This is a genomic window from Paenibacillus sp. BJ-4, from assembly GCF_020404765.1.
Taxonomy (GTDB): domain Bacteria; phylum Bacillota; class Bacilli; order Paenibacillales; family Paenibacillaceae; genus Paenibacillus.
Window position 1 is genome coordinate 82,765 of the sequence record NZ_JAIVEM010000044.1, and the last position, 26,908, is coordinate 109,672.

Consider the following 26,908-nt stretch of genomic DNA (forward strand, 5'->3'; position numbering starts at 1 on the left):
ATTTGCAACCGATTCCATTTGTGCCCGAGTGTTATGGAACCGGTTTCGTAGAAATTATAATCCACTTATTCAGCGTTTGTCAACGCTTTCTCTTTCAATAAGAGTATAATTCATGACCGTCACTTGCTCTACCGGTTTATGCTCTACCAGCCGCATAATATTTTGTGCCGCTACACGTCCAGCCTCCATATACGGATATTGAACGGTTGTCAGCGCAGGATGAATGACCGCCGTAATATCGTACCCCCCAAAGCCGGTCACCGATAATTCCGACGGGATGGCAATACCTCTGGAGTAAGCCGCATTGATCACGCCAAGCGCAATATTATCCGTAGCACACACCATTAACGACGGCTTGAACTGATCTAAAATAGCAGAAGCAGCAATCCGTGCATCAGACATTTTAAATCCGGTTTCATAGTATCTGATATCATACCCGGCAGCCCACAACGCATCGTCCGTATGAGATCCCTCAGGCAATGCATCACGAACGGCCTGCTTAAAGCCCTCTTTGCGCTGTACGCCAACAGCAACATCCTTCTCCGTAACACCGACATAGGCAATTTCACGATGTCCTTGCGAAAGAACATAAGCGCCGATATCATATCCTGCATGGTAGTCATCATGGATCAGGCTATGAATCTGCTCGTGTTGCTGGCCCACCAGCAAAACCGGAATACGAATGTCACGAATAGCGGTCAGATGGTCGTCCGTAATTTGAGCAGCCAGCAAAATGATGCCGGAAATTTTTTGTCGTCCCAGGTCATAGAGGGCTTCTATTTCACGCTTTACATCCTGGCTTGTATTGGAGATCAGCATCTGATAATGCCGGGAACGCAGCTCCTCATCAATTCCCATCAGCGTATGTGATGTGGCAAAGGAGTCCAGACGTGGCACAACGGTTCCAATAATGTTGGCCCGCTTCGCCTTCAGGCTCTGGGCAAAGGTATTGGGCACATAACCCGTGGCCTTGACTACCTGTTCAATTTTACGCTTCGTATCCACACTGACAGACCCGCCATTCAAATAACGGGATACCGTACTTTTGGCCACACCGGCCATATGGGCTATATCTGCAATTGTCTTATTCATGAGGCCCTCCGGAGTGTTTTCATTTTCACAAGCTTCCAAACCGTCTCTTTTTCCATAACCCTATCATAGCATATGGCGAGGTTGGAATGCTGTGGCCCCAGACCCAATGCGGACAAAAACGCCGCTCCTTTCAACGAAGAAAGAAACGGCGTCTTATCAAAAACTGAATTTAAAAGTCAAAGTTATCTGGATCAGGACCTACCCGAAGATTGGCATTTAACGCCTGAATACGATCCATATCCTCATTTGTTAATTCAAAATCAAAGATGTCGGCATTTTCAATAATCCGATGTGCCTTGGTAGACTTGGGAATGGTAACAACTCCCTGCTGTACATCCCAGCGTAAAATCACTTGAGCCACCGATTTACCATACTTGCCTGCTATGTCTTGCAGCACCGGATGATCAAGCAGTTGTCCCTGCATGAGCGGGGACCAGGCTTCCATTTGAATGTTGTTCTTTTGACAGAATTGCAGCAGCTCGGCTTGTGTTAATTGCGGGTGAAATTCCACCTGGTTGACCATGGGTTTTATTTCGGCATCCTTCATAAGGTCCTCCAAATGATGAATCTGGAAGTTGCTGACTCCGATCGCCTTGATCCGTCCTTCTTTATACAAGGACTCCAAAGCTCTCCAGGCTTCCTTATACTTCCCTTGGACCGGCCAATGAATCAGATACAGATCCAGATAATCCAGACCCAACTTATCCAGGCTTGCCTCATAGGCCGCCCGTGTCTCCTCATAGCCCAGATCGGCATTCCACACTTTGGATGTGACAAACAGGTCTTCTCTCGACAGGCTATTCTCCTGAAGGGCTTCCTGAATGGCCTGCCCTACACTTCTTTCATTCGCATAGATTGCAGCTGTATCTATACTGCGGTAGCCATGCTTTACAGCAGCCTTTATAGCGTCGACTAGCTCCGAGCCTTCCTCTACTTTAAATACCCCGATGCCAAACCAAGGCATATGAACTCCGTTGTGCAAGGTTGTTGTGCTTTGCAAGTTTTGAGTCATTCTATATCTTCCTCTCTATTTTTAAAAAGTTTTAGCCTGTCAAGGCGGTTGTATCCCTTTTTTCAAGCATCCGACTCCAGCCTGTGAGCAGAACGGCCACGAAAACCATAATGGCGCCGATCCAGGTCGTATGAATGAGACCCAGCGAGTCAGTCACAAGTCCGCCTACATATGCTCCCATCGCAATCCCTGCGTTAAAGGCAGCAATATTGACGGCGGAAGCAACATCTACAGCTTTGGGGGCAAAACGTTCGGCCAACATGACTACATATACCTGTAGACCAGGCACATTCATAAATGCTAGCAAGCCCATAAAAAAGATTGTAATCAGCCCTGCTGCTTTAAAAGGTACGGTAAATAGCAGAAGGAACAAGACAACAGCTTGAATCAAAAACATATAAAATAAAGCTGAAAGCGGCTTGCGGTTTGCAGCTTTTCCACCCATAACATTCCCGATGGCAATCGCAATTCCATACAGCAAAAGAATGAACGTTACTGTATTTGGCTTAAAGCCGGTTATGTCGTGAAGTAATGGAGATAAATAAGTAAACACGACAAACGTGCCTCCATACCCCAAGGCTGTAATGATAAATGCGAGCAGCAGACGACCGTTGGTAACCAGCTTGACCTGCTCACGGAAAGGAGTTTTGTTCCCTTTGCGCAGAGTAGACGGCAGCAGAATCAGATTGGCGACAAGCGCCACTATACCCACGACTACAATCGCCATGAAGGCCGCCCTCCAGCCCCATTGCTGCCCAACGTAAGTGCCCAAAGGTACACCCGTGACCGTGGCTACGGTCAGCCCGGAAAACATGATAGAAATAGCACTGGCCCGCCGATCATTCGACACAAGGTCGGCTGCGATGGTGGAACCGATGGACATGAACACCCCGTGAGAAAATGCCGAGATGACGCGTGCAATCAGCAGCAAAGCAATTCCACTGGAGACGGCAGCAAGGCTGTTGCCTATTATAAATACAATCATGATCCACAGCAGCAGCGTTTTCCGGGGAACACTTGATGTTAGTGAGGTCAGGACAGGCGCGCCAATCGTCACCCCCAATGCGTACAACGTAACAGTGAGCGCAGACATGGTTACGGATATATGCAAGTCCTCAGCGATCAGGGGAAGCAGCCCCACGCTGATGAACTCAGTTGTTCCTATGGCAAAGGCGCTTATGGCTAAAGCCAGCAGCGGCCAAATACTTCGTTTTTGTTCTGACGACATGTTTTTCACCCCTATCTATAGAAATCTTCGACCAGCAGATGTTATTATGAATTACTCAAGCAAGTATGAACAGTACGTACTTTTTAGTAATATAGGTACCAAAAAGTACCCTAAATAAAGTTCTTTTAGATCAAAACAGGCTGTTAAGGTATGTATAACAGAAAGCGGCACACACGGAGGGATCATCATTGGAAAAGAAAAAATACAACATCTCGGTTGAGGCAACGTTAGAGGTGATCGGGGGAAAATGGAAGTGCGTGATTCTGTGTCATTTGACACATGGAAAAATGCGGACAAGTGAATTAAAGCGGTTAATGCCTTCCATTACACAAAAAATGCTGACTCAACAGCTTCGGGAGCTGGAGCAAGACGGCATTGTCAATCGAATCAGCTACAATCAGGTTCCTCCTAAAGTGGAGTACGAGCTTAGCGAATATGGATGTAGTCTGACAAGCATTTTGGATGCTCTTTGTGCCTGGGGAGAAAAGCATATTATTAAAGAATACGGGGATAAATCCGTTGTTTTGGAGGATAACATTCTAAATAAGCTGTAAAGCAAAAAGAGCGCCTGCAATAAATCAGCAGGCGCTTACACGCTTAGAAAGCTCCATTCCCATCTGTAATTATGGAGCCGTGATCGACATCATTTTATTTCGTGAAATCAATGACCATGCGTCCTTGGATTTTCCCCTGCTCCATCTCCTCAAAGATATGATTAATGTCTTCAATCGGACGTTTTTGTACAAGAGGGACGACTTTACCTTCTGCAGCGAACTGAAACGCTTCTTTAAGATCTTCACGAGTGCCGACCAAGGAGCCGATCACTTGAATGCCGTCGAGAACCAGACGTGGAATATCCAGATCCATTTTATCGGTTGGAAGACCTACAGCTACGACACGCGCGCCAGCCTTCACAACGTCGATTGCCTGGTTGAAAGGTGTTTTGGCAACAGCAGTAACCACGGTTGCATCCAGTCCAGCCCCGTTTGTTAACTCCTTGGCTCGAGCGACCGGATCTTCTTTCATGCTGTTAACGATATAGTCAGCACCGATTTTTTGGGCCAATTCGAGTTTCTCATCACTGATGTCAAAGGCTACAACTTTAGCATTGAATACATTTTTGGCGTATTGTACAGCCAGGTTACCCAAGCCGCCAATGCCGAAGATACCGATCCATTGTCCTGGTTTGATTTCACTTACTTTAACTGCTTTATAGGTTGTAACCCCTGCGCAAGTTACACTGCTTGCAGCGGCAGGGTCAAGACTATCTGGTACTTTGACCGCGTAGTCAGCTGTGACAATACATTGTTCTGCCATTGCACCGTCTACCGTGTATCCGGCATTTTTAACTTCACGGCACAGCGTTTCCCGCCCAGTTAAGCAATATTCGCAGTGACCGCAGCTTTCGAACATCCAAGCAATACTTACGCGATCACCAATCTTAAGACTGGTTACTCCTTCACCTAATTCAATGACTTTTCCAATGCCTTCATGCCCCAGAACTCTGCCTGTGACATCACCGAAATCTGCATTTTTTACATGTAAATCTGTGTGGCAAACCCCGCAATATTCGACTTGGACTAACGCTTCTCCATGTTTCAGGGAGCGCAAAGGTTTTTCTTCTATACTGACTTTCTTGTCTTTTGTAACAACTGCTGCTTTCATGTGATCTCTCCTTTAGCCTCTGTATGGAATTATTTTGAAATGCACACTCCATTATTATAGTAACTTTTACCCAAGGAGAGCAAATGTATATTTCAATCAAAGGTATGTAATCGAAAAACACTTCTTTCTAAGTCCTTGGACCCTTGTAGGAGCTTTGTACAATAATTTACAATGTAAAAAGTTTCACATAATCTATCTGGAAGAAGGATAAAGAGCCATGAAAAAAAACTGGAAAGGTTGCCTGTTCAGCATATTTGCCATTATCTTGGTTGTGTCGGTAACAGGATGTAATTCACAGCCCGCCATTTCTAGCACCACCAGCACTTCATCCTCCTCAGCTAACAACGCTCATGCAGTTGTTCAGAAAGGCCCACACTGGTCCTATGAGGGAGAGGAGGGACCCGAACATTGGGGAGAGCTGGAAAAAGATTTTGTTGCTTGTGGTAACGGCCACGAGCAATCTCCTGTCAATATAGAGCATACCCAGCTGGAAGCATCGCAAACGCAGCAGCCGATACAGGTTCACTACGACAATACGAAGGTATCCATTCTGAATAATGGGCACACTGTTCAAATCAATGCAGCCAGCCCCAGCAATTATATTGTACTGGACGGCACTAAATTCACCTTAAAGCAGTTTCACTTTCATCATCCCAGTGAACACCAAATAGATGGTAAAAATGCCGATATGGAGCTTCATTTTGTTCATCAGAGCGACAACGGCAGCACCGCCGTCTTAGGCGTACTCATTCAAGGCGGCAAGGAGAATAAGGCTTTCAGTCGTATTTGGTCCAAGCTGCCAAAAGATGTTTCCCAGGAAGCGGCTCTGGAGGGAGAACTGAATCTCGCTACTCTTCTGCCGAAGGATCTGCACTCGGTCCGCTACAACGGATCTCTGACCACCCCGCCATGCACAGAGCATGTGAACTGGACCGTGCTGGAGCAGCCTATTGAAATGTCGGCGGACCAAATCAATCAGTTCGCTGCCCTCTTTCCCGATAACCATCGCCCTGTACAACAACTGAATGCCCGTAAACTGACTACGGATAAATAATAAAAAAGAAGACCCCTCTGTTGATCTGCAAATACGGAGGGGTCTCCCTGGTTATTATAGTTGGTACCTCGCTACAAACGCACCAGTTCCTCCACCTTCACTGGCTGCCCTGTACGAATAGAACGGTTGGCGGCAATACCTGTTAAAATGGACCATGCGCCATCGATATGTGAAGCTGCACGATGGAAACGATCTTCTGCCGGCTTATCAAAAATATCGCGCAGCATGACCGGATCTCCTCCGCCATGACCACCCACACCTTCCTCTACTTCGACCTCATAGGGTGCTGCAAAGTGAGGATAAATCGTGATGGTCTTCTCTTTTAGCGCCCCCTCATCTGCCTTGCTGCCGCCGGAATTAACGTAGGATTGCTCGGATACCCGAACCTCCATCCGTCCCTTGGTGCCGTTAAATACGATGATAAAGCCCTCCCAAGGCATGTAAGCATTCAGCGAGTAGTTCATCACCGCCTTGTTCTTGTACTTCACCATGACACTGAGTGTATCCTCGATGCTGATATTGTCGCCAAATACGCTTTGATCACGCAGATAGCCATCCTCATGCTCAGCATCCAGATACATACTTTTCAGATGCTCGTTACGGTCCAGATGCAACGCAAAAGGATCATTTTCCGCCGCCTTGCTGCCGTAAGCCCGTTGGTAGAACTCCGTCACGCCACGCTGCTCGGCATTTTCCCGGCCGTAAAATTTCAGATCGCCCATCGCGTATACCGTCTCCGGCTTGGAGCCGAGCCAGAAGTTCATCAGGTCAAAATGATGCGTCGATTTGTGTACCAGCAGACCGCCGCTATTGCGCTTATCCCGGTGCCACCGACGGAAATAATCCGCACCATGCTGTGTGTTCAGCAGCCATTCAAAATTGACCGACAAGATGTCACCAAGCGTCCCGCCCATAATAATCTCGCGAATTTTCGTATTATGCGGCGCATAACGGTAGTTAAAGGTAACGCGCAGCTTCCGTCCCGTGCGGTCTATAGCGTCCATAATATCCTGGCATTTGTCCTCATCCACCGTCATCGGCTTCTCGGAAATGACATCACAGCCCAACTCCATCGCCCGGATAATATACCGATGATGCACCCGGTCAATGGTCGTAACAATGACAATATCCGGCTTTGTTTCCGCGATCATCCGGTCAAATTCATGGGCTTTATAGGTCGGAATCGGCTCATGGTCGTATTTCTCCTGCAACAGCCGATTGGCATAATCCATTCTCGTCTGATTGACGTCACAGAACGCGATCAGCTCCGAGGTACCTTTGAAAACGGTAACAACTTCACCGTAAAAAAATTCGGCTCTGCCCCCGGTGCCTACAAGTGCATATTTGATTTTAGCCAAATAGTTCACACCCTTTACATGAATTGCTTTTATTTTATAGTATAAAAAAGAGCAAAATCTTCACTTTTATTGTGAATTTATTCGAAAAGTATACATATATTATCCTCATGCATTCTTTTATGAAAGGAGACCGTTGATATGATTGCCACCCCACGTTTTTCCATCGAGCAAGCGCTGCGGACGGTACCGTTCAGCATGTCCGCCGACCATGTCCACCAAGCGCATGAAATCTACTATCTGCTGGCAGGAGAGCGCTACTACTACATTAATCAGCGTGTATACGCGCTACAGAAGGGCGATCTGATTTGGATCAGCAAACATGATTTTCACCGTACGAGTAACAAGGGTAGCGGTAGCCATGAGCGAATTTTGATCAATTTCGATGAAGCGTTTGTAGCCACGTCAATGCCTGTCGCTCCGTCCAGCGATCAGAACCCGCTTCTTCTGCCTGAGCAAAGCTTTCTGCTGCGACCTTCGGCGGAGGAACAATGCGAGCTGGAGCACCTGTTCCGGCAATTGCTGGATGAATACCATCAAGACCATGCCTGCCGCCATATGTATCTTCAAAGCTTGCTACTCCAACTGCTTATCCGAATCGGGCGCATCCAATCTGTCACTCCCGACACCATTGCGCCGGAACGCAGCGAGAAGCAGCAACGAGTGTATGCGGTCATCGAATACCTGCATGCCAACTATGCGGAGAGGCTAACTCTGGATCAACTGGCAAAGCATTTCTATATCAGCGGTACGTATTTGTGCCGTATTTTCAAGCAGACAACAGGCTTCACCCTGGTTGAATATCTTCAGGATGTTCGAGTCCAGCAGGCTCGGGCGTATTTGAGCGAAACGAGCTGGAAGGTGACCGCCATCGCTGAAAAAACGGGCTTTGACAGCATCGCCCACTTTGGCCGTGTGTTCAAGCAATTAACCGGACATACCCCGTTACAGTACCGAAAAAAATACAAAAAGGAGCAGGGAAACGCCCCTACCCCTTGATTCCAGTTAAGGTAATACCTTCAATAATTTGCTTTTGGGCGATGATATAGACGATCAGCACTGGAACGACGGAAATGGTAGTCCCCGCCATCATCAGTGACCAGTCTGCCGTATACAGCCCTTTGAAATTATTGAGCAAAAGCGGAACCGTGAATTTCTCCGGTGTATTGAGATAAATAAGCGGATCGAGGAAGCTGTTCCAGGCCCCCAAAAAGGTGAAAATCCCGATCGCCGCCAATGCTGGACGAATCAGTGGCAGAATGACGCTCCAATAAATACGGATATACCCCGCCCCGTCCATGACCGCTGCTTCCTCCAGATCGCGTGGAATGCCCATCACGAACTGGCGCAGCAGAAACACTGCAAATGCATTAAACAGGGCTCCAGGAACGATCAGCGACCAATGCGTATCCAGCCAGTCAATACGATCCATCACCAAGTACAGCGGAATCATCGTCACCTGCTTGGGCACCATCATCGTAGCGAGGAACAAAATAAACAGTATATTGGAACCCGGAAAACGGATTTTGGCAAAAGCATATGCCGCCATAGATGCACTAATCAGCGTTGCTGTCACGATAATGACCGTAATATAAAAGCTGTTCATGTACGCCTGCACGAAGGGCATGGCCTCCAGCGAAGCAGGATAGTTGCTCCAGACAAATGGATCGGGAATCCATTGGGGCGGGACGACAAAAATTTGAGAAATATCCTTTAAGGAACTGAGGACGGTCCACAGGAATGGAAAAAACATGATCATAGAGCCGGCAGCGAGCAACATATGGCGCAGGATCACCCTGCCTCTGTAACTAATCTCCATAATGCACCCACCTCTTCTGCATTTTAAATTGCAGTAGGGTAAATACAAGAATGATGATGAACAAAATCATCGCTGCAGCCGCACTTTCCCCCATCGTGAAATCAATGAAAGCCTGATCGTAAATGTGATACACAAGCGTATAGCTGGCCTTCGCTGGTCCTCCGTTCGTCATGACGAACGCCTGATCGAACACCTGAAAGGAGCTAATCACCATCATGATGGTGACAAAAAAGGTGGTCGGTGACAATAACGGCAGTGTAATATACCTTAACTGCTGAAGCTTGCTGGCTCCGTCAATCTCCGCTGCCTCGTAATAGTTTTTGGAGATGCCCTGGAGTCCTGCCAGAAAAATGACCATATTGTACCCCAGCCCCAGCCATATGCTCAGAAGAGCAATCGACGGGATCACCCAATGTGTATCGGTAAGCCACATGGGACCCATAATGCCAATGGCTCGCAGCAGATGATTGAAAATACCAAACTCGCCGTTCAGTATCCACATCCAAATGACTCCGACCGATACGGAGCTGGTCACCACAGGCATAAAAAAGAACAAACGATAGATCTCTTTGCCCTTCACTTTATTGAGCACAATGGCTACGAGCAGGGCCAGCGCTATCCCCGCCGGGATAACCAGCACCATATAGTACACTGTATTAATCAGTGCCTTCCAGAAATCAGGATCAGCTAATTGGCCTCTGAAATTATCCAAACCGACAAATACAGGCACGCCAAAGCCATCCCAATTCACAAAGCTTAAATAAAACGCATACAGCAAGGGCAGCAATGAAAAACATAGCAGGCCCAGAAACTGGGGGCCAATGAATAGATAGCCCCACAGCGCTTGATGCTTCCTCTGCATCCTGTCACCCTCCTCCCCGGTCACGGCTTGTATTCTGTGCCTACTTGACCGCCTTGGATATGATCTGATTCAGCTTCTCAATCGTTGCCGCAGCATCCTGCTTGCCCAGGAACATCAGGTCAATCGTCTCGGTGATATCCGAGTTTAATCCCGATACCTGAGCATCATAGGCCAGAGCAGAGCCATGCGCATGCCCTTTGTTGCGTCCTTCGGTCAAATAGTTGGAATGCTTAATCGTCGCCTTTTTCATGATGCTCTCATCTGCGGCGGCAAGCGTACCCATGGCATTCCCACCTTCAACGAGTCGAGCCTCCTGTCCCTTCACAGAGACGTAAAATGCTGCCAGCTTCATGGCCTCTTGCACATGCGGACTATTTTTGTTTACAGCTACATAGGCAACCGGAATGGCGACAGGCTCATTTTTGCCTGTGTTGGAAGGCCAGTAAATATAATCAAAGTCGAGGCTTTTATTTTGACTGAACAAGGGTTCCAGCCATCTTCCCGCCGCCAGCATACCGACCTGATTGGACATGAACATCGCATCTGCCCCTTGCCCCTTGGGAAGTGAACCGAGGTATACCGCATTTCCCTTGTGAACCATATCGTACATGAAGCGGAAGGCTTCCTGGCCCTTTTCATTGTGATCCAGTACGTACTTGCCTTGTTCATCAAAAATCCGGCCGCCATTCGACCACACCCATGAATACCAGTGAGCCCACCAGTTTTCCGCAATATAGCCTTGCTTTCCGGCAGCCTTCAGCTTCGATGTGACTTCCTCAAACGCATCCCAGTTCCACTTGCCTTCGTCATAATATTCCTGCGGTGTCTTCACACCTGCTTCTTTAAAGACTTTTTTGTTGTAATACATCACCATCGGATTCGAGTCAGGAGTGACCCCGTAGATTTCCCCATTACGCTTCGCCGGGCCCCATAATCCTTCCGGAAAATCCTCGGCTTTTACATCACTGGCATCACTTTTTAAAAATTCACCCAAAGGCTGTACCTGCTTCGCCCCAATCAAACGTGCAATCGTTGGTTCATACGAATAAAACACATCCGGTCCGCGACTTCCTTGAAGCTGTGTCAGCAGCTTTTGCTCATATTGGTCTCCCGGTACAGGCACCAGCTTAACCTCAATATTCGGATTCTCCTTTTCAAATGCGTCCAGTGCCCGCTGGTACACCTTCACCTCCGCCGGATTCCCCCAGACTTGCATCGTCAGCCGCACTTTTTCACCTTCCGTGTTCTCCAGCTTGGGAGAGCTACTGCATGCTGCTGCAAGTAAAAATAGAACGCTGAGAAAAAAACCAATTTTTATCCAGCTCATGTAATTGTCCATCTTAACCGCCTCCTGTAGCCTCGCATAGTTGTATGTCATCTTGATTTGAAGCGCTTACAAAAACGTTCCCTATCATCATATGTAGAAGGAAGAGACCCGATATCCCCATTTTCACGTATATCTAAAATTTTTTCTTCCCGACGAGATATGTGTGTAGAATATAATGCAAAACGAAGAAGGCAGCCTTGGGATCAAGGCCGCCTTCTTCGTTGTACACAATGTACTATTCAAATGTTCAGCTACAAAGCGAACAACGCTCCCTCAGGTTGCTCCGCTCTGACAAGCAAGGCTGCTTGGGCAGCAGCAATGCGGGCAAATGGCACCCGGTACGGTGAGCAACTAACATAGTCCAATCCGCTGCGGTGACAAAAGAGAATAGACTCACGATCCCCGCCATGCTCACCACAGATACCTGTCTCCAGAAAAGGTTTCTTGGCCCTGCCTTTGGCAACAGCCCATTCGATCAGCTTGCCTACGCCATCCTGATCCAACACCTGAAAAGGGTTCGCTTCCAAAATATTTTTTTCCATATAGGAGCCGAGGAATTTACCTTCGGCATCATCGCGACTGTAACCAAAGGTCATTTGTGTCAGATCGTTGGTTCCAAAGGAGAAAAAGTCGGCGTACTGGGCCACACTATCTGCCAGCAGGGCGGCTCTTGGCACCTCAATCATCGTGCCCACCCGATATCTGAACCCTTTGAATTCCTCACTAAGCACCTGAGCGGCTACCTTATCCACCAGCTCTCTCATTTGCTTGAGCTCATTGGAGTGGCCAACCAGCGGAATCATAATCCCCGGTCTTACATCCACACCCTTGCGCAGTGCTGCTTCCGCAGCCTTAAAGATTGCTTCAATCTGCATGTCGTATATCTCTGGAAATAGAATGCCCAGCCGAACACCGCGTAGACCGAGCATAGGGTTGATTTCTCGCAGTTCGTGTACCTTGGAGATGGTGTTTTTAAGACGTTTGAGCTCCTCGGTATGGTCGCCGGAAAGCTCAAGCTCCCGCTGTCGCTCTTGGAGCTGTTCCAGATTCGGCAGGAACTCATGTAACGGCGGGTCCAGCAGGCGAATCGTCATCGGTAAACCATCCATCGCACTAAACATAGCCTCAAAGTCAAATTGTTGCATTTTGAGCAGACGATTCAAATGAAGCATCCGCTCCTCCTGATCATCGGCCAAAATCATCGCCTGAACGATAGGCAGACGATTGCCCGAGAAAAACATATGCTCCGTCCGACAAAGCCCGATGCCTTCGGCTCCAAACTCTCGGGCTTTGACTGCATCGAGTGGCGTATCCGCGTTGGTGTAGACCTTCAATGTCCGAATTCCATCCGCAATCTCCAGCAGCTTCAGCAACTCCGGTGTAATGACCGGCTCGCTCAGCGACAGACTGCCTTGGTACACCTGCCCGGAGGTCGAATCAATCGAGATATTATCCCCTTCCTGAAAGGTCAGGTTACCGATGCTAACGCTCCGACGGTCCAGATCAATGCTCAGCGCTTCACAGCCGCAAATGCAGGGTTTCCCCATTCCTCTTGCAACCACAGCAGCGTGACTGGTCATCCCCCCACGACTTGTCAGCACACCTTCGGCGGCAATAATTCCATGAACATCGTCGGGTGAGGTTTCCACACTGACCAGGATGACCTTCTGCCCGTCTTTCGTCCAGTTCTCTGCCGTATCTGCATCAAATACAATACGCCCACTTGCTGCGCCGGGCGAGGCAGGCAGACCTTGGGCAATCGCAACCAGCGGTGTGGAAGTATCAATGGAGCGATGCAGCAGTTGATCCATGTGGGACGGCTCGATCCGTTGGATCGCCTCCTCTTGGCTGATAATCCCTTCCTCCACCAAATCTACAGCTATTTTTACAGCCGCTTGCGCCGTTCTTTTGCCGCTGCGCGTCTGTAGCAGATACAAATTACCTTTTTCAATCGTGAATTCGATATCCTGCATATCCCGGTAATGACGCTCCAGCAAGGAGGCCAGCTCCTCTAGACGATCATAAACTAGCGGCTGCTCCTCCAGAAGCTGGGCAATCGGATTGGGTGTTCGCACGCCGGCAACAACATCCTCGCCCTGGGCGTTCACCATATACTCGCCGTACAATTCCTTAGCGCCTGTGGAGGGATTGCGTGTGAATAGCACCCCGGTTCCACTGTCGTTGCCGAGATTGCCAAACACCATGGCCTGAATATTCACGGCTGTCCCTTGTTCATCTGGAATGCCGTAAGCCTTGCGGTACACCTTGGCACGCATATTGTTCCAACTGCGAAATACAGCCTCCACCGCCAGTTGCAATTGCTGATACACATCCTGTGGAAACGGCTGGCCGCTGTGCTCTGCGACAAGGTCTTTGTAATTTGCGATCAATTCCTTCCATTCTCCTGCGCTAACCTCCTGGTCACTGGCACGCCTGTTGGTTTGCTTATTTTGCTCCTGCAGCTGTTCAAAATGAATGGCGTCTATACCTAGCACGACCTCGCCAAACATTTGAATAAACCTGCGGTAACAGTCATAGGCGAAGGTTTCATTTCCCGTCTGTTTTGCGAGTCCACGCACGGTTTCATCATTCAGACCCAGATTCAGAATCGTATCCATCATACCGGGCATCGAGGTTACCGAGCCTGAACGGACAGATACCAGCAAAGGCCGCTCCGTATCTCCGAATATAGCCGACTGGGCTTCCTCAACGTCGTGCAGGGCAATTACGATTTCGCCCAATAAGCCCTCCGGGAGCTTGCCGCCGGAAGTAAAGTAGGCTCGACACGCCTCGGTAGTCACCGTAAAGCCGGGAGGGATCGGAAGACCCAGTGTCGTCATTTCCGCGAGATTGGCGCCTTTTCCCCCTAGTAGCGCTTTCATCCCCAACTTGCCTTCGTTAAATGAGTACACTCTTTTCAGCATTGAATTCATTCCCTCCACTTATCGAGATACATACCTGAATGGATCAATATGTCTATCTAAAGTTGTAACACAAATCAGGAGGTTATTTCAATATATATGACGTAATATATATTCATTAAATTCATTTATGATGTTTTAATTAATGAATAAACTTATTTATAAACACTTTAATTCGTAGTTAGACGTATATTCGAATAAAACCAATCTAAGATATTAAAGCAAAAGAGGCCGCCCCACCGTCATCTTTAGATGACTTCTGGGACAGCCCCTTTGCTCAGTTCTGGCTTAATTTTTCCTATACCTCTGTTAGCATCTTTTCAAAAATATTATAGCCGTCCGTTTCACCCTTATACGTATAGCCGCATTGTTGGTAAAACTGACTTAGCTTGTCATTCCCTGCAATACAATCTAACCGAATTCGATCCTTGCCTGTGAAACGGATGCCTTGCTCAATCCAATGCATCAGCTCACGGCCCAGTCCCTTCCCGGCTCTTTCCCGATCTACAACCAGACGATGCAAATATACTGAGGTTCCTTCCACGGAATCACCATCGTCTAACCCCCACAACCTACGGTCCCAGGCACTGGGCCGCTGTTGCAGGATCACTGCGCCTACCAATGCATCATCCTCTGATGTTCGGAAAATAATGACTTCTCCGCGTACAATAGCCCCTCCCAGGTTGTGGTCATCTTTTCCTTTGAGCAGGTTCCCCCATTGCGTAGAGCCTTTACTATGCAGCCATCTGGCCGTCTTTAAAATTAACTCCTGAACCTCTTCCTGATCTTTAGTGATTGCCTGAAAAGCCGCTAATCCTGGTTTGACGGATGATTCGACAATAGTCAATGATGTCATGCTGCACCTCAACTCTCCTTCATGATCTATGAAAACTATATCATAAAAACTCGTTTTGCCCATGTCTAGTTCACGTAGTTCCCACTGCATTAATCTCCCCTGGATTTCCACTATGCGAGCACCTATGTAATTAGAGATGGGCGTGTACCCAGCCGACAAGCGACTGTAAAACAGGGCTGTTCACAGATCATCTCCGATGAATTATGAAACAGCCCTTTTTCATTTATGACTACTTGCCATGAAGACGGTCCAGCAGTCGAGTAACCAATACGCACACTTCAGCACGGGTTATTTGACGATCTAGTCTCAACGTATTGTCTTCATATCCCTCTATCAGATGATTTTCAATAGAAAGTGCAATTTCATCGGAAGACCAATCTTTCAATGAAGCCGCATCTTTAAACTTCTTCAATTGATTTTCCGGGTTTTCGCTTTTTGGAATGGATTCACGATACTGTAAAGCCCTAACCAATATCGCAAAGGCTTCCTTTCTTGTTATTTCTTTATTTGGATAAAAATGATTATATACATCTCCTTTTGCAAGCCCCATCTTTCTGGCCAGTTTAATATAGCTGTAATACCAATCAGGATTGGTTACATCCTTAAAATCCGGTGTTTTATCCTGTGCAACCTCAGCAGATTCCCCCAAGGCGAGTACGAGCACTTTGACATATTCCGCTCGTGTAATGCTCTTTTTCGGTTTGAATTCCTTAGCCGAGTAACCGTTAATGATTTTCAAATTGTATAACTTTATGATAGCCTCGGTTGCCCATCGCGGATCATAAATGTCTTCAAACGTAAGTTGAATGATGCTGCCGCTTTGAGCGCCGCTTTTGCTTTCATTGTTGCCTTGGCCAAGCCTGCTTTCGTTACCACTGCTTGGATCGCTTCCTTTACTTTTGTTTTCACTGCCTTGACCAAGCCTATTTTCGTTATCCCTGCTTGGATCGCTGCCCTTGCTTCCATTATTGGCTTGCCCAGTGCTTTCGTTTTTACTGCCGCTCTGACTGTTGTCATTATCACCGCTCCTGGAAAGAGTGGACAAGATAATTTCCGTTGGCGTGCTCTCTCCATAATTATTGGAAGCCGTAACCGTAAAAGTATAGGGCGTATTACTGTTTAATTGCTCTACTAAATAATTGAGAGAAGTTACCTGAGCGATTTCTACTCCGTTTTGTTTAATTTTGTACTTGGTCGCCCCGGCAGCAGCATTCCACGTCAGAAGCACACTATTTTCATGCGGTTGGCCTGTGAGATTTTGCGGTGGCAAAGGCACTTCATACGTGTCCGTCGTCACCGTCAGCGTGCTTGCGTTGCCAACTCCATATGCGTTTTGCGCGGCGACCCAATATTCGTAACGTTCGCCGCCCGCAACTGTATCCGTGAACGTCGTATCGCTTCCCGTATAAATCACGGCGTTATCCCGCTTCAGTATGTAGCTTGTCGCCGTTGGAACAGCATCCCAGTATACGGACATCGTGACGCTGCTGATTTGAACCGCCGTGAGATGCCTTGGGCTGTCCGGGTACCTGCTGTTCATCACGAACGAAACGCTCTTTTCTTCGCCTTTACCGCTTGAATTCACGGGAACGACCGAATACGTATACGTTGTTCCATGCACAGGACTTGAATCTGTGTATTCGGTATCGGTTCCCGTGTAGATCGTCGTTCCGTCCTTTTTTAGTTCGTAGGAGGTCGCATAAGGGCTCTTTGTCCAACGAATTGTCGCCGTACTCCCCCCATATGTTGCGTTAATGTCTGAGACGGCGGGCGGCAGCGGGTCGAGATAAGAAATGGAAAATGAGCTTGCCGTAATATCCTCTAGAGGAGCATTTACCAGTCCACTTTTTTGAATGGTTACATAAGCATTAGTCACACTATCCGCTGCTGTATGCTGCGCTGCTTGTCCCGCAAATTGTAAAGTAAGCTCAGAAGCACTGTCTTTTGTAACCGTATATGTAATTCCGGCAGGTAAGTTACCCACATAAACATCACTCGTTACGCTGTCATTGAATTCATCTCCGGTTAAAGTAACGGTTAAAGTTCCAGCAACGGTCCCGTCATTGGTTGCCGTTTCTTTGACTGTGTTTGTGCCATACGAAATAGAAGGCTTGTCATATTGGGCGAATACGGGCACATTGCTGCTGACGGCGACGCCGTTGCCAAATTGTCCATATCCATTCCACCCCGCAAACAATGCATCACCAGATGCATTAATCAATCCCGTCTGGTTCAATCCGAAAGCAATGGCCTTCACATTGGGCACGTTGGCGTTTAATGGAGTGTTCAACGAAATGAAGCTGTTATTTCCAAGTTGTCCATATACGTTTCTTCCCCACAGCATCGTGTTCCCGCTTTTGTCTATAGCGCCACTGTTGAGATAACTCGCAAAAATATCTTGTGCACTTCCGATTCCGGAAACCGTTGCCGGAACATTCTTATTGTCATTCGTACCATCGCCTAATTGTCCGTAATTATTTAAACCAAAAGCAACAACCTTACCATTCGCTTTCAAAACCAAATTGTGCTCGTAACCAGCTGCAATCTTGACAGCATCAGCTATACCGTTCACCTGAACAGGAGTATTGGAATTTGCATTAGTCCCATTTCCTAACTGCCCTTCTGCTCCATTTCCAACAGTATAAACCGTTCCATCACTTTTAAGGGCAATGAGAGTGGCTCCATTGGCAGAGATAGCTTGTATCCCGCTCAGGCCCGGCATTTGGGTAAATGTCGATCTAGGAGTAAAATCACCCAGTCCCAACTGTCCTTTCGCATTGTCTCCGGAGGACCAGACATTTCCGCTCTGGTCAAGGACGTATGAGGCGTTATCGCCCGCGGCAATGTCTTTTATGTTAAACAAACCGTCACCGATTCGGCCAAAAGAATAAATATTATTTGTCGTTCCATCGGACAATTGCCCGAATGTGTTATTACCGGTTCCATATAATTCGATGACACCGTTATTGTCTGTCATTACCAGGGTGTGGGAGTTCCCTGAGACGACTTTCTTTACAGTCCCGGGAACGCTTGAAATTGGTTGCGGGGATTGTACATAAACCCCGCCGTTACCCAACTGTCCGATAAGATTGCTCCCCCAATTGAGCAACTCGCCCCTTTCGTTAATTTCGTTTACATGATTTAATCCCATGCTAATGGAATGAACGAACCCTTTTATTGTTGCAGAAAAAGAGCTGGTGTTTAAATTCGTTCCTATAGCAAGTTGCCCGTATCCATTCCAGCCGTTGCCAATCACTTTACCGTCAGAAGTTAGAATGGCGCTGTAAGATTCGCCGCTTATAACTTCTTTAGCGTTATGGATGTTGTTAAATAATTTCCAGTCTGTACTTCCCCAAGGACTTGATTGATTGGTTTGGCCGTAAAAGTTGGCCCCTGTGCCAACAACGGCGCCATCTCGTTTTACCGCAATGGAGTGAACGGACCCGGAGGCGGCGTCCATAAAATCGCCAACAGGAACGGGCGTCCTTGCATACGAAGTGCTACCATCCCCGAGTTGCCCGTTAGCATTATACCCTGCTGCATAGGTTGTTCCCGAACCAATGAAAAACGTAGAGTAGTACCCAAACGCGATCTTTGTGACGTTATGGATTGGGGATGCTGTCGGTGAATTTCTCGTAACATTATCTCCAAGACCTAATTGGCCGGCCCAGTTTGAACCCCAAATCATAACGGTATGGTCGGCCAAAATAGCTGCCGATGTTTTATTTCCCGCAAAAATTGAAGCAACCCCGTTCAATGACGATATTTTTGTAAAGTTAAGCCGCGATGAAAAATTCCCCAGACCTAATTGGCCGGCATCATTACTCCCGGATGCCCATACGTTTCCATCCATATCCAGGGCGAGTATATGATCCCTGCCAACGGCCACATTTGTGATAGGCGGCAAGCCAGTTATTTTCATAAATGATGATTTGTTAATGGTATCTCCTAGTCCAAGTTGGCCTTCGCTGTTTGCGCCTGTAACGTAAAGATCATTCGCTGCATCGACAAAGGCAGACTGATTGCCGCCCGCGCTAATTTCCCTGATTTCTTTCGGATGATCAACCCGAATAGCAATTTCCCGCATTCGAGTATCGCCAAGCCCCAATTGTCCGAATTCATTGTTGCCCGCTGCATAAACCTTTCCGGATTCCGTAAGGTACAATGTATGATTGTCACCCCCGGCAATGCTCTTTATTGTGACCAAGTCCGATGGAACAGCAAAAGTAGTAGAAGAGAATGCAATCAAAACAAACATGCATACCCAAAAAGCTATGGCAAATTTTCCTTTCAGCAAGCTAACCCCCCCAAATCTAACTTTCTCCAGCTTTAGAAGACTTTCATCTCGCAACATAAGCATTCACGTCCCACAGATAACATCCATATTTCGTATGTATTATTTAACATTCGCCAGGCGCGCGCTCAAATACATATATATCATCGGATTTTTACATTCAACCCCTTAGTGATTAAGGCAAAAAGAACATAAAGTTTTTGGCCCGACGGTGATTGCATTGCTTTTGGAAGATACCCTTTTCGATTGCGATTTCAACCGCTTTGTTGATCAACATATCGATAATAAATTATGGAAATACATGGTGCAATCGCAAGGGAACTAAAACAGCAAATTAGCTCCGGCATAAAATAAAATCCAAAAAAAGGAGGCTCATAAAAGGGCCCCCTGTTTTTTTGCTGGTAAGGATTGTGTATCGGGTCATAGAAAGATCATAAGTAAAAATAGACTTTGGCAGTGAAGAGGCTATTTCGTAGGAATCTTGGATTCAATGGTAACATTTAAAATACGACCTTCCACTTCTCCTGATTTTTCAGAACGCTCTCTACTAATATCACATACTATTCTGTACGGCAGACACGAATCCGGTACACTCCCACCGTACTGTCAGTCGCGGGCCGCAATTCCTGGATGCCCCAACCAAACGACAGCACACGCTCCAGCCGATCATGCTCGGCTTGCGTCAGTTCGATCGTAACGGCTTCGCTTCCTCCAGAGATAGCTCTGGCTCCCGCCCGAACGCAGCGGCAATCCACGAGTTGATCCCCCGTATCGTGTTGTACTTGATCTGATATCCGTCCGTTACCGCGCTGACAAACACCTTCGGCTCTTTGGACGCCAGCCCAGTGGCAAGCTCTGCATAATCAAAAACGGATGGTCCATCCGTTGGCAGCTCATTTTGCTGCACACGGCGGATTAACTCCTCATTGGACCAGCCTAATGAGCGTAATGATTCCAGCAAGAGCGCATCCCATTGGGAAATACGTACTCTTTTCGTCGAATTAGTCATCGTTTTTGCCTCCTTTTATGGTCACGTATACCGCACTCTGACCTTAACCTAACGGTTAACCGGGTACGCTACATAATGACCGGGACTGATCTCGCGTAGCTCGGTTGCACCGTTGCTATCCTTGTCCCATGACAATGAGTTGGCTGGTTGAGCGAAGCCTCTCCCCAGGCTTGCCTGCTCTCTGACCGTTTTCGGGTCAGGCACAGGGATAGATGACAGCAGCGCCTACGTATAGGGGTGAGCCGGCTGCTAAGCTGCGTAATCGTACTGGAGCGAATATATCTCACGTCTACGGATAAGTTACCGCCCGGAATGATAATGCGCAGCTTCAGCCCTTCGGCTCCAGCCAATTTAGCAGCTCCTTCGCCTTGTCATTAGCAGTTTATATATTATGTAATCGATTTTAGCAAAAAAGACACCCGTTAAGGGTGTCTTTTAGAAGACCAGTAAACTGATTAATGCCAGAATGGCGGGCAATCCTTGTTTCAATAAAATAGACTTATTGGACGTCAATGCACCATATACCGCGGCCACCACCACGCAAATGACAAAGAACAACTGAATTTGCCAGCCTATCGCAGCATTCGGGTAGCACAAGCCCCATACTAATCCAGCTGCCAAAAACCCATTGTACAGCCCTTGATTTGCCGCCAGAGATTTGGTTGCTTCCGCCAGCTCCTTCGAGGTACCGAACGTACGAATCGCCCGCGGAGTCGTCCACAGAAACATTTCCAGTATTAAAATGTATACGTGCTCCAGCGCAACAATTCCAACTAATATTGAACTGATCAAGTTCAAATATATTCCTCTTTTCCACACAAAGTTATTTACGAGGTAACATTTCAAATCCATCCTCAAAAAGTATAATTGATCTTCCAAAAACAGTAAAGAGACCGAGCCTAAAGCCCGGCCTTACTCCTGCACAAACCCTTACATCGTTCTCGCAAAATCAAGCAATGCTTTGGACATGCTGTTAATCTCGTCCGTAGCTGCATTCACTTGCTGCGTTAGCGCGGCCTGTGTCTGCGTCAACGTAGACATGTTGCCAATGTTATGCAAAATCCGCTCGATAAGCATCTTCATTTCGTCCAGACTGGTCTCGATATTTCCGGTCGCATCAGCACTGTGGATGGCAAGCTTTCTCACTTCATCTGCAACCACGGCAAAGCCGCGTCCCTGATCACCCGCACGCGAGGCCTCAATGGCAGCGTTCAGACCGAGCAGATTTGTTTGATTGGCAATCTCTTTAATGAAATTGGATATGTTCTGTGTCTCTTCTGCACTAACCTTGGCCTGATTCGCCGCCTCAGTCGATTGCTCTTGAGCCGTAGCCAGCTCCTGCGCCTGGTTGCTAACCGAGTTGACACCGTTCACCATTTCCGCAATGGAATCGGAGAGATGCTGAATTTTGAGCGTGAGTTCATCCGCAACAGCCCGCTTTTGTTTCTCCAACGTTACATCACGGATGGTACCTGCCATGCGAATTGGCACTCCCTTACTGTCACGTATGCTTCCCCCACTATTATAATACCAGCGGTATTCGCCATTTTTATTCTGCAAGCGGCAAGTTACTTCATAGGGAGTACGATCTGAAAAATCATTCAAATGGTCGTTCAACGCTTTAAACGCTATTTCAACGTCATCTGGATGCAAGCGTGAACTCCAACTGCTAAGCGCACTCGGAAAGTCTTTCTCATCACTAAAGCCCAGCGTTTTGCGAAATTGTGGTGACCACCAAAATTCACTATTTGGATTCTCTACATCTCCGTCAACCAGGATGATGTCGTATGGAGCTTCAATTAATACACGGTTAACAAGGTCATACCTTGTAACCATTGCTTCCAATTCCTCAGACTTGATCTTCTGGTCATGCACATCCAGCAAAGCTCCGGCAATACGTAGTGGAACTCCCTGCTGATCGCGAATCGTCGTTCCGGTAGCCCGGAACCAGCGGTATTCTCCATGTTTCAGCTTCAAGCGATACTGCACGTCATAAGGAGTCTTTCCCGTATAGTCCAGTAAATGATTTGACAAAGCTGCCAATGCCGAGTCATGATCTTCGGGGTGCAGACGGGATGCCCAGCTGTCCAATACATTCGGGAACTCCTTTTCGTTCTGGTACCCCAGCATGAAACGGAATTCATCTGTCCATATGAATGTATTATTCGGATTAACGGGATCACCTGCAATGACTTCCATATCCCATAAGCCGACTTCTATAGCCTTGGTAACAAGCTTCAAACGGATGTCAACATGTTTAGCATCATTTTTCATGGACTCAAGCGCTTGATTGACATTGTTTGCGATCTCTTGAAGCTCGGAGGATGCAGAGGACAGTTGTAGTGCGGTAGAATAATCCTTCTGCTGTATTCTTTGCAATAGTTTGCGGCTTTCTTCTACTAAGGGAGCAAGTGATTGGGTCTCATTTTTTTTGAAAATCATTTATGATCTTCCCTTCTAAGCCAATATATAAATCGGTATATTTTAATATCGGAATTTCATTAAGAATCATTATAAATAATATCAAAATCAACTAGGTAAAAAGAACCATTTTTGAACCCTATACCCCTATATATACATACATAAATTATCGGAATATGTCGAAAAACGAAGAGGATTAACATATTTGGTAACGAAAAGAACACCCTTGCATTCCTCGCATGGGTGTTCTTTTCGTTCATTGACTGTTATTTAAGGAAGCAGCGTACTCCTCGCCTTTTTCCTTATCATATTCGCCTTCCCATTTGGACATGACCACGGCGGCAAGCGAGTTGCCTAATACATTGACTACTGTACGCGCCATATCGAGAATACGATCAATACCAGCGATAAAGGCCAAGCCTTCCAGCGGAATGTGCACTGATCCCAGCGTAGCGAGCAAAACGACAAAGGAAGCGCCCGGTACGCCTGCCATACCTTTGGAAGAAATAATCAGCACCAACATCAGCGTGATCTGTGTAGTGATCGGCAGGTTAATACCATACATCTGGGCGATGAAGATCGCAGCCAGCGCCTGATACAAGGTGGAACCGTCCTGATTAAAGGAATATCCTATCGGAATGACAAAGGAAGTAATTCCTTTCGGGCATCCGAACTTCTCCATTTTCTCCATGATCTTGGGCAGGACACTTTCCGAGCTGGCCGTTGAGTAGGCAAGCAGCAGCTCGCTTTTCAAAATTTTGACCATAGTCCAAAGACGAGTACCGCAAAGCTTGGTGATAATTCCAAAAACAATCACAATGAATAGCAGCATGGCGCCGTACACCGACAAAACAAGCTTCAATAACGGCCACAATGAGGCCAGCCCAAACTTGGCTACTGTCGTTCCAATCAGTGCAAATACACCGAACGGAGCCAAGCGCATAACCTGATTGGTTACCCAGAACATAGCGTCGGCTACGCCTTCGAAGAAATTCAGCACAGGCTTGCCCTTGTTGCCAATCGCCGCTACCCCTAGTCCGAACAAGACGGAGAAAAAGATAATAGCCAGCATATCCCCTTCGCCCAGCGCTTGGAAAATATTAGTAGGAACAATATGGACAATCGTATCCATAAAGTTGTGGCCTGTACTTTCCGCCGTCTCCACATATTTATGGATATCACTCTTAGCCAGGTGGGACATATCCACGCCTTCCCCGGGACGAACCAGATTCGCAACGAGCAATCCGAAAAGGATGGCAATGGTCGTCACAATTTCAAAGTACACAATAGACTTTCCGCCGAGCTTGCCCAGCTTTTTAATATCTCCGACGCCGGCTACGCCAATAACGAGCGTTGAAATTACAATCGGCACGACAATCATTTTGATCAGACGGATGAAAATATCACCGATCGGCTTTAAGTAGACTTCCACCCCTGAATTGCCGTAAAATAAAGCGCCAATAATAATACCTAAAGCCAGTCCGATAAAAATTTGCATTGTCAAATTTATCTTTTTCACTTTGTGCCCCCCTGACTGAGTTGTATATTTTTGCAGTATGCTGTTCTTAATATTCAAATGATGTTATTTATACTACAATCTGAACTATGAAAACCGACAGTTATCTACACATGTATTTGTTTTTTTCTATAAATTCACAAACTTTAATGATGAGCCTGTGAATTTATCTTACATTGCCTTTCTGAAACAAATACCCGGAGGTGAATATGGATGAAACTAACTACACTTCTTTTCCTGCTGATGCTTATCTTTGTACCACTGGCAGGTGAGTTGAATATTCACCCGTTCGATAATACATTTCGTCTCAGCTTCGGTACGCCCGTATTTTTTTTCTTTCTGTTATCCATTCGTCATATTCCGCCTGCATTATCGGGAGTGCTTGCAGGAATAGCTGTAGTCGTCTTTCGCATTTCACTCAATCATTTCCTCCAGCCCGGGTCTTCCTTTGAAGAGTTGCTGACTTTGCATGGACCTACCTTTTTTTATTACATGGTCTACGGTCTGCTCTTCCAGGTTCTTAACATTAATGCTGAGCCTTACCGCGCACTCCGCGTAGGCATCCTTTCTGTGGGGATTGAGGTTGCCGCAAGTGTAGCGGAACTTAGCGTCCGGCGGAGCATTGACGGTGACATCTGGGATATCGTCAAGATCAGCAAGGTCGCTCTCATGGCCATGATCCGCAGCTTCTTCGTGCTGGGATTCTATAATATAATTCGCCTGAACCAGTCCGTCCAGCATGAAGAGGCACAAAGACAGCAGACTGAGCGAATTTTACTCATGGTATCGGACTTGTATGAGGAGTCCGTCCAGCTAGGCAAAACCCTGTCGCACGCGGAGCAAATCACTCGTGAAAGCTACGGGCTGTACCGTGAGCTGCAGCAGGATGAGTCTTTAAAGGACAGAGATCATTACGCCAGCCAGGCACTTCGTATTTCCGGACAGGTCCATGAGATTAAAAAAGACAGCCAGCGGATTTTTGCAGGTTTGTCCAAGCTCATTGATTCCGAAAGTGAAGTGCATTATATGACTTCGCAAGAGCTTGGCGAGCTGATCGTCCGCACGAACAGCAAATATGCCCACTCGCTGGACAAGTCCATTCGTTTCACGCTGAATTTCGATCCTTTATTGCCTAAGCTGCATGTTTATACAGTCCTGACCCTGATTAATAACCTGACATCCAATTCAGTGGAAGCGATGAAAGACAGCGGAAGGATTGACGTGTCCATTCACTTTTTTCCAGAAAAAGAGGATGTAGTATCCTTTAGTGTCACCGACAACGGCCCAGGTATTCCTCCGCGCAAACGGGAAATGGTCTTCACACCAGGGTACACGACCAAGTATGATGAGGAAGGACAGCCTTCGACCGGCATGGGATTGTTTTATGTGCGCGAGGTCGCGGAGAGCCTTGAAGGAACGATTGAACTTCAACAGAATGAAGAAGAGAATACTGGTAGGGTACAGACTACTTTTAGAATCATATTGCCTTTACGGAAACTGACGGAGAAAGGAAGATAGTCCGATGCGTTTTTATATTGTAGATGACGATCAAGGGATTCGTTCTATGTTGGCAGACATCATTGAAGACGAAGGTCTGGGGGAGGTCGTCGGGGAAGCAGAGGACGGTTCCTATGTGAATAGTGGCCTGCTGGAGCTGAACCGGATTGATGTATTATTGATTGACCTGCTGATGCCGCTTCGTGACGGCATTCAGACGGTGCGCGCGCTCGGTGATCAATTCAGTGGAAAAATCATTATGATTTCACGAATTGAATCCAAAAACATGATCGGCGAGGCCTACTCGCTCGGTATTGAATACTATGTTGCCAAGCCCTTGAACCGATTGGAAATTATTGCGGTCATTCATAAGGTGGCCGAACGTCTGCGAATGCAGCAGTCGATTACAGATATCCAGCGCACACTGCAAGGGTTGTCGATGTTCACATCAAACAGCCCATCAGCAACGCTAGAACCGACTCGAAACATTGTGACTTCCGGACAGTTTCTGCTCTCCGAAATGGGAATGATCGGCGAAGCGGGAAGTATGGATTTGTTGGACATGCTCGAATATCTGGACCAGTATGAGGAGGAAACAGGTAATCTATCGCCTCATCTGCTCCCACCGCTGAAGGATATATTCGCTAATGTAGCGTTGAAACGGTTGGGACCCTCGGCCTCTGCGGCAGAGCTAAGCAAGGAAATCAAGGCATCGGAGCAGCGTGTCCGCCGCGCTATTTTCCAGACACTAAGCCATATCGTATCACTCGGATTGACCGATTATACTCATCCAAAATTCGAAAATTATGCATCCAAATTTTTTGATTTTACGGAAATTCGCAAAAAAATGCTGGAGCTGCAAAACAATGTGGAGCCTTCTCTGTCCCAAGCCCGAATTAATACAAAAAAGTTTGTACAAGTGCTCTATACGGAAGCCAAACGGCTATTACACTAAAAGCAAAAGCACCTGTATCCCCCAT

The 26,908-nt window shown here is 47.1% G+C and carries 20 protein-coding genes and 1 pseudogene; 5 read left to right on the top strand and 16 right to left on the bottom strand.

Features of this window, described 5'->3' with window-relative positions; genetic code table 11:
- Positions 1 to 69: 69 nt before the first annotated feature.
- The 3 genes from LCF57_RS08790 to LCF57_RS08800 all read right to left on the bottom strand — a co-directional run bounded on the left by LCF57_RS08790 (position 70) and on the right by LCF57_RS08800 (position 3,332).
- A complete protein-coding gene (locus tag LCF57_RS08790; protein ID WP_226000348.1) occupies positions 70 to 1,092 on the bottom strand; it encodes a LacI family DNA-binding transcriptional regulator in 1,023 nt (340 codons plus the stop codon).
- A 169-nt stretch (positions 1,093 to 1,261) separates the two neighbouring features.
- Entirely contained in the window at positions 1,262 to 2,104 is an 843-nt protein-coding gene (locus LCF57_RS08795; protein WP_226000349.1) for an aldo/keto reductase, read from the bottom strand.
- Between the two features lie 31 nt (positions 2,105 to 2,135).
- A complete protein-coding gene (locus LCF57_RS08800) occupies positions 2,136 to 3,332 on the bottom strand; it encodes an MFS transporter (protein ID WP_226000350.1) in 1,197 nt (398 codons plus the stop codon).
- 188 nt (positions 3,333 to 3,520) lie between these two features.
- Here LCF57_RS08800 and LCF57_RS08805 point away from each other — a divergent pair, with 188 nt between their 5' ends.
- Positions 3,521 to 3,886 carry a winged helix-turn-helix transcriptional regulator gene (locus tag LCF57_RS08805; RefSeq protein WP_226000351.1) on the top strand — a complete coding sequence of 122 codons (366 nt, stop codon included), beginning with the start codon at positions 3,521 to 3,523 and terminating at the stop codon, positions 3,884 to 3,886.
- A 94-nt stretch (positions 3,887 to 3,980) separates the two neighbouring features.
- Here LCF57_RS08805 and adhP read toward each other — a convergent pair whose 3' ends face one another.
- Positions 3,981 to 4,997 carry an alcohol dehydrogenase AdhP gene (adhP, locus tag LCF57_RS08810; protein ID WP_226000352.1) on the bottom strand — a complete coding sequence of 339 codons (1,017 nt, stop codon included), beginning with the start codon at positions 4,995 to 4,997 and terminating at the stop codon, positions 3,981 to 3,983.
- Between the two features lie 217 nt (positions 4,998 to 5,214).
- Between adhP and LCF57_RS08815 the strand changes: the two genes are divergently transcribed.
- Positions 5,215 to 6,051: a carbonic anhydrase gene (locus LCF57_RS08815; RefSeq protein WP_226000353.1), complete on the top strand. Its 837-nt coding sequence runs from the start codon at positions 5,215 to 5,217 to the stop codon at positions 6,049 to 6,051.
- A gap of 71 nt (positions 6,052 to 6,122) precedes the next feature.
- On the opposite strand, the gene LCF57_RS08820 is transcribed toward LCF57_RS08815, so the two are convergent.
- Complete coding sequence (locus LCF57_RS08820) at positions 6,123 to 7,409, bottom strand: Gfo/Idh/MocA family oxidoreductase (protein WP_226000354.1); 1,287 nt, start codon at positions 7,407 to 7,409, stop codon at positions 6,123 to 6,125.
- Positions 7,410 to 7,547: 138 nt separating this feature from the next.
- Between LCF57_RS08820 and LCF57_RS08825 the strand changes: the two genes are divergently transcribed.
- Positions 7,548 to 8,405 carry a helix-turn-helix transcriptional regulator gene (locus tag LCF57_RS08825; RefSeq protein ID WP_226000355.1) on the top strand — a complete coding sequence of 286 codons (858 nt, stop codon included), beginning with the start codon at positions 7,548 to 7,550 and terminating at the stop codon, positions 8,403 to 8,405.
- Here LCF57_RS08825 and LCF57_RS08830 read toward each other — a convergent pair.
- The 11 genes and pseudogenes from LCF57_RS08830 to LCF57_RS08880 form a co-directional block, all read right to left on the bottom strand.
- Positions 8,395 to 9,225: a carbohydrate ABC transporter permease gene (locus tag LCF57_RS08830; protein ID WP_226000356.1), complete on the bottom strand. Its 831-nt coding sequence runs from the start codon at positions 9,223 to 9,225 to the stop codon at positions 8,395 to 8,397. The genes LCF57_RS08825 and LCF57_RS08830 overlap by 11 nt on opposite strands.
- Positions 9,215 to 10,087 (bottom strand): carbohydrate ABC transporter permease, encoded by an 873-nt coding sequence (locus tag LCF57_RS08835; protein ID WP_226000357.1) that lies wholly within the window; start codon positions 10,085 to 10,087, stop codon positions 9,215 to 9,217. Before LCF57_RS08835 ends, LCF57_RS08830 begins: the two co-directional genes overlap by 11 nt.
- Positions 10,088 to 10,127: 40 nt before the next feature.
- A complete protein-coding gene (locus LCF57_RS08840; RefSeq protein ID WP_226000358.1) occupies positions 10,128 to 11,426 on the bottom strand; it encodes an ABC transporter substrate-binding protein in 1,299 nt (432 codons plus the stop codon).
- A gap of 239 nt (positions 11,427 to 11,665) precedes the next feature.
- Positions 11,666 to 14,338, bottom strand: coding sequence for a pyruvate, phosphate dikinase (gene ppdK, locus LCF57_RS08845; RefSeq protein WP_226000359.1), 2,673 nt, complete (start codon positions 14,336 to 14,338; stop codon positions 11,666 to 11,668).
- 295 nt (positions 14,339 to 14,633) lie between these two features.
- Positions 14,634 to 15,191, bottom strand: coding sequence for a GNAT family N-acetyltransferase (locus LCF57_RS08850; RefSeq protein ID WP_226000360.1), 558 nt, complete (start codon positions 15,189 to 15,191; stop codon positions 14,634 to 14,636).
- Positions 15,192 to 15,420: 229 nt separating this feature from the next.
- A complete protein-coding gene (locus tag LCF57_RS08855; protein WP_226000361.1) occupies positions 15,421 to 19,488 on the bottom strand; it encodes an S-layer homology domain-containing protein in 4,068 nt (1,355 codons plus the stop codon).
- Positions 19,489 to 20,045: 557 nt separating this feature from the next.
- Positions 20,046 to 20,494: pseudogene (locus tag LCF57_RS08860) on the bottom strand (hypothetical protein).
- A 68-nt stretch (positions 20,495 to 20,562) separates the two neighbouring features.
- A complete protein-coding gene (locus tag LCF57_RS08865; RefSeq protein ID WP_226000362.1) occupies positions 20,563 to 20,844 on the bottom strand; it encodes a hypothetical protein in 282 nt (93 codons plus the stop codon).
- Positions 20,845 to 20,929: 85 nt separating this feature from the next.
- Entirely contained in the window at positions 20,930 to 21,292 is a 363-nt protein-coding gene (locus LCF57_RS08870; protein ID WP_226000363.1) for a DUF1304 domain-containing protein, read from the bottom strand.
- Positions 21,293 to 21,424: 132 nt separating this feature from the next.
- The gene (locus tag LCF57_RS08875; RefSeq protein ID WP_226000364.1) at positions 21,425 to 22,936 is read right to left on the bottom strand and encodes a PAS domain-containing methyl-accepting chemotaxis protein; all 1,512 of its coding nucleotides are present in this window, start codon (positions 22,934 to 22,936) and stop codon (positions 21,425 to 21,427) included.
- Positions 22,937 to 23,171: 235 nt separating this feature from the next.
- Complete coding sequence (locus tag LCF57_RS08880) at positions 23,172 to 24,434, bottom strand: cation:dicarboxylate symporter family transporter (RefSeq protein WP_318840646.1); 1,263 nt, start codon at positions 24,432 to 24,434, stop codon at positions 23,172 to 23,174.
- 210 nt (positions 24,435 to 24,644) lie between these two features.
- Here LCF57_RS08880 and LCF57_RS08885 point away from each other — a divergent pair, with 210 nt between their 5' ends.
- Both LCF57_RS08885 and LCF57_RS08890 read left to right on the top strand, forming a co-directional pair.
- Positions 24,645 to 25,949 carry a sensor histidine kinase gene (locus LCF57_RS08885; RefSeq protein ID WP_226000365.1) on the top strand — a complete coding sequence of 435 codons (1,305 nt, stop codon included), beginning with the start codon at positions 24,645 to 24,647 and terminating at the stop codon, positions 25,947 to 25,949.
- Between the two features lie 4 nt (positions 25,950 to 25,953).
- Positions 25,954 to 26,883, top strand: coding sequence for a response regulator (locus LCF57_RS08890; protein WP_025719678.1), 930 nt, complete (start codon positions 25,954 to 25,956; stop codon positions 26,881 to 26,883).
- The last annotated feature ends 25 nt before the right edge of the window (positions 26,884 to 26,908 follow it).

What these genes read in the sequence shown, in the direction of transcription:
- LCF57_RS08830 (WP_226000356.1), bottom strand. Translation starts at nt 9,225, where the DNA reads ATGGAGATTAGTTACAGAGGCAGGGTGATCCTGCGCCATATGTTGCTC.
- LCF57_RS08890 (WP_025719678.1), top strand. Translation starts at nt 25,954, where the DNA reads ATGCGTTTTTATATTGTAGATGACGATCAAGGGATTCGTTCTATGTTG.
- LCF57_RS08850 (WP_226000360.1), bottom strand. Translation starts at nt 15,191, where the DNA reads ATGACATCATTGACTATTGTCGAATCATCCGTCAAACCAGGATTAGCG.
- LCF57_RS08800 (WP_226000350.1), bottom strand. Translation starts at nt 3,332, where the DNA reads ATGTCGTCAGAACAAAAACGAAGTATTTGGCCGCTGCTGGCTTTAGCC.
- adhP (WP_226000352.1), bottom strand. Translation starts at nt 4,997, where the DNA reads ATGAAAGCAGCAGTTGTTACAAAAGACAAGAAAGTCAGTATAGAAGAA.
- LCF57_RS08835 (WP_226000357.1), bottom strand. Translation starts at nt 10,087, where the DNA reads ATGCAGAGGAAGCATCAAGCGCTGTGGGGCTATCTATTCATTGGCCCC.
- LCF57_RS08815 (WP_226000353.1), top strand. Translation starts at nt 5,215, where the DNA reads ATGAAAAAAAACTGGAAAGGTTGCCTGTTCAGCATATTTGCCATTATC.
- ppdK (WP_226000359.1), bottom strand. Translation starts at nt 14,338, where the DNA reads ATGCTGAAAAGAGTGTACTCATTTAACGAAGGCAAGTTGGGGATGAAA.
- LCF57_RS08825 (WP_226000355.1), top strand. Translation starts at nt 7,548, where the DNA reads ATGATTGCCACCCCACGTTTTTCCATCGAGCAAGCGCTGCGGACGGTA.
- LCF57_RS08885 (WP_226000365.1), top strand. Translation starts at nt 24,645, where the DNA reads ATGAAACTAACTACACTTCTTTTCCTGCTGATGCTTATCTTTGTACCA.
- LCF57_RS08795 (WP_226000349.1), bottom strand. Translation starts at nt 2,104, where the DNA reads ATGACTCAAAACTTGCAAAGCACAACAACCTTGCACAACGGAGTTCAT.
- LCF57_RS08875 (WP_226000364.1), bottom strand. Translation starts at nt 22,936, where the DNA reads ATGATTTTCAAAAAAAATGAGACCCAATCACTTGCTCCCTTAGTAGAA.
- LCF57_RS08790 (WP_226000348.1), bottom strand. Translation starts at nt 1,092, where the DNA reads ATGAATAAGACAATTGCAGATATAGCCCATATGGCCGGTGTGGCCAAA.
- LCF57_RS08840 (WP_226000358.1), bottom strand. Translation starts at nt 11,426, where the DNA reads ATGGACAATTACATGAGCTGGATAAAAATTGGTTTTTTTCTCAGCGTT.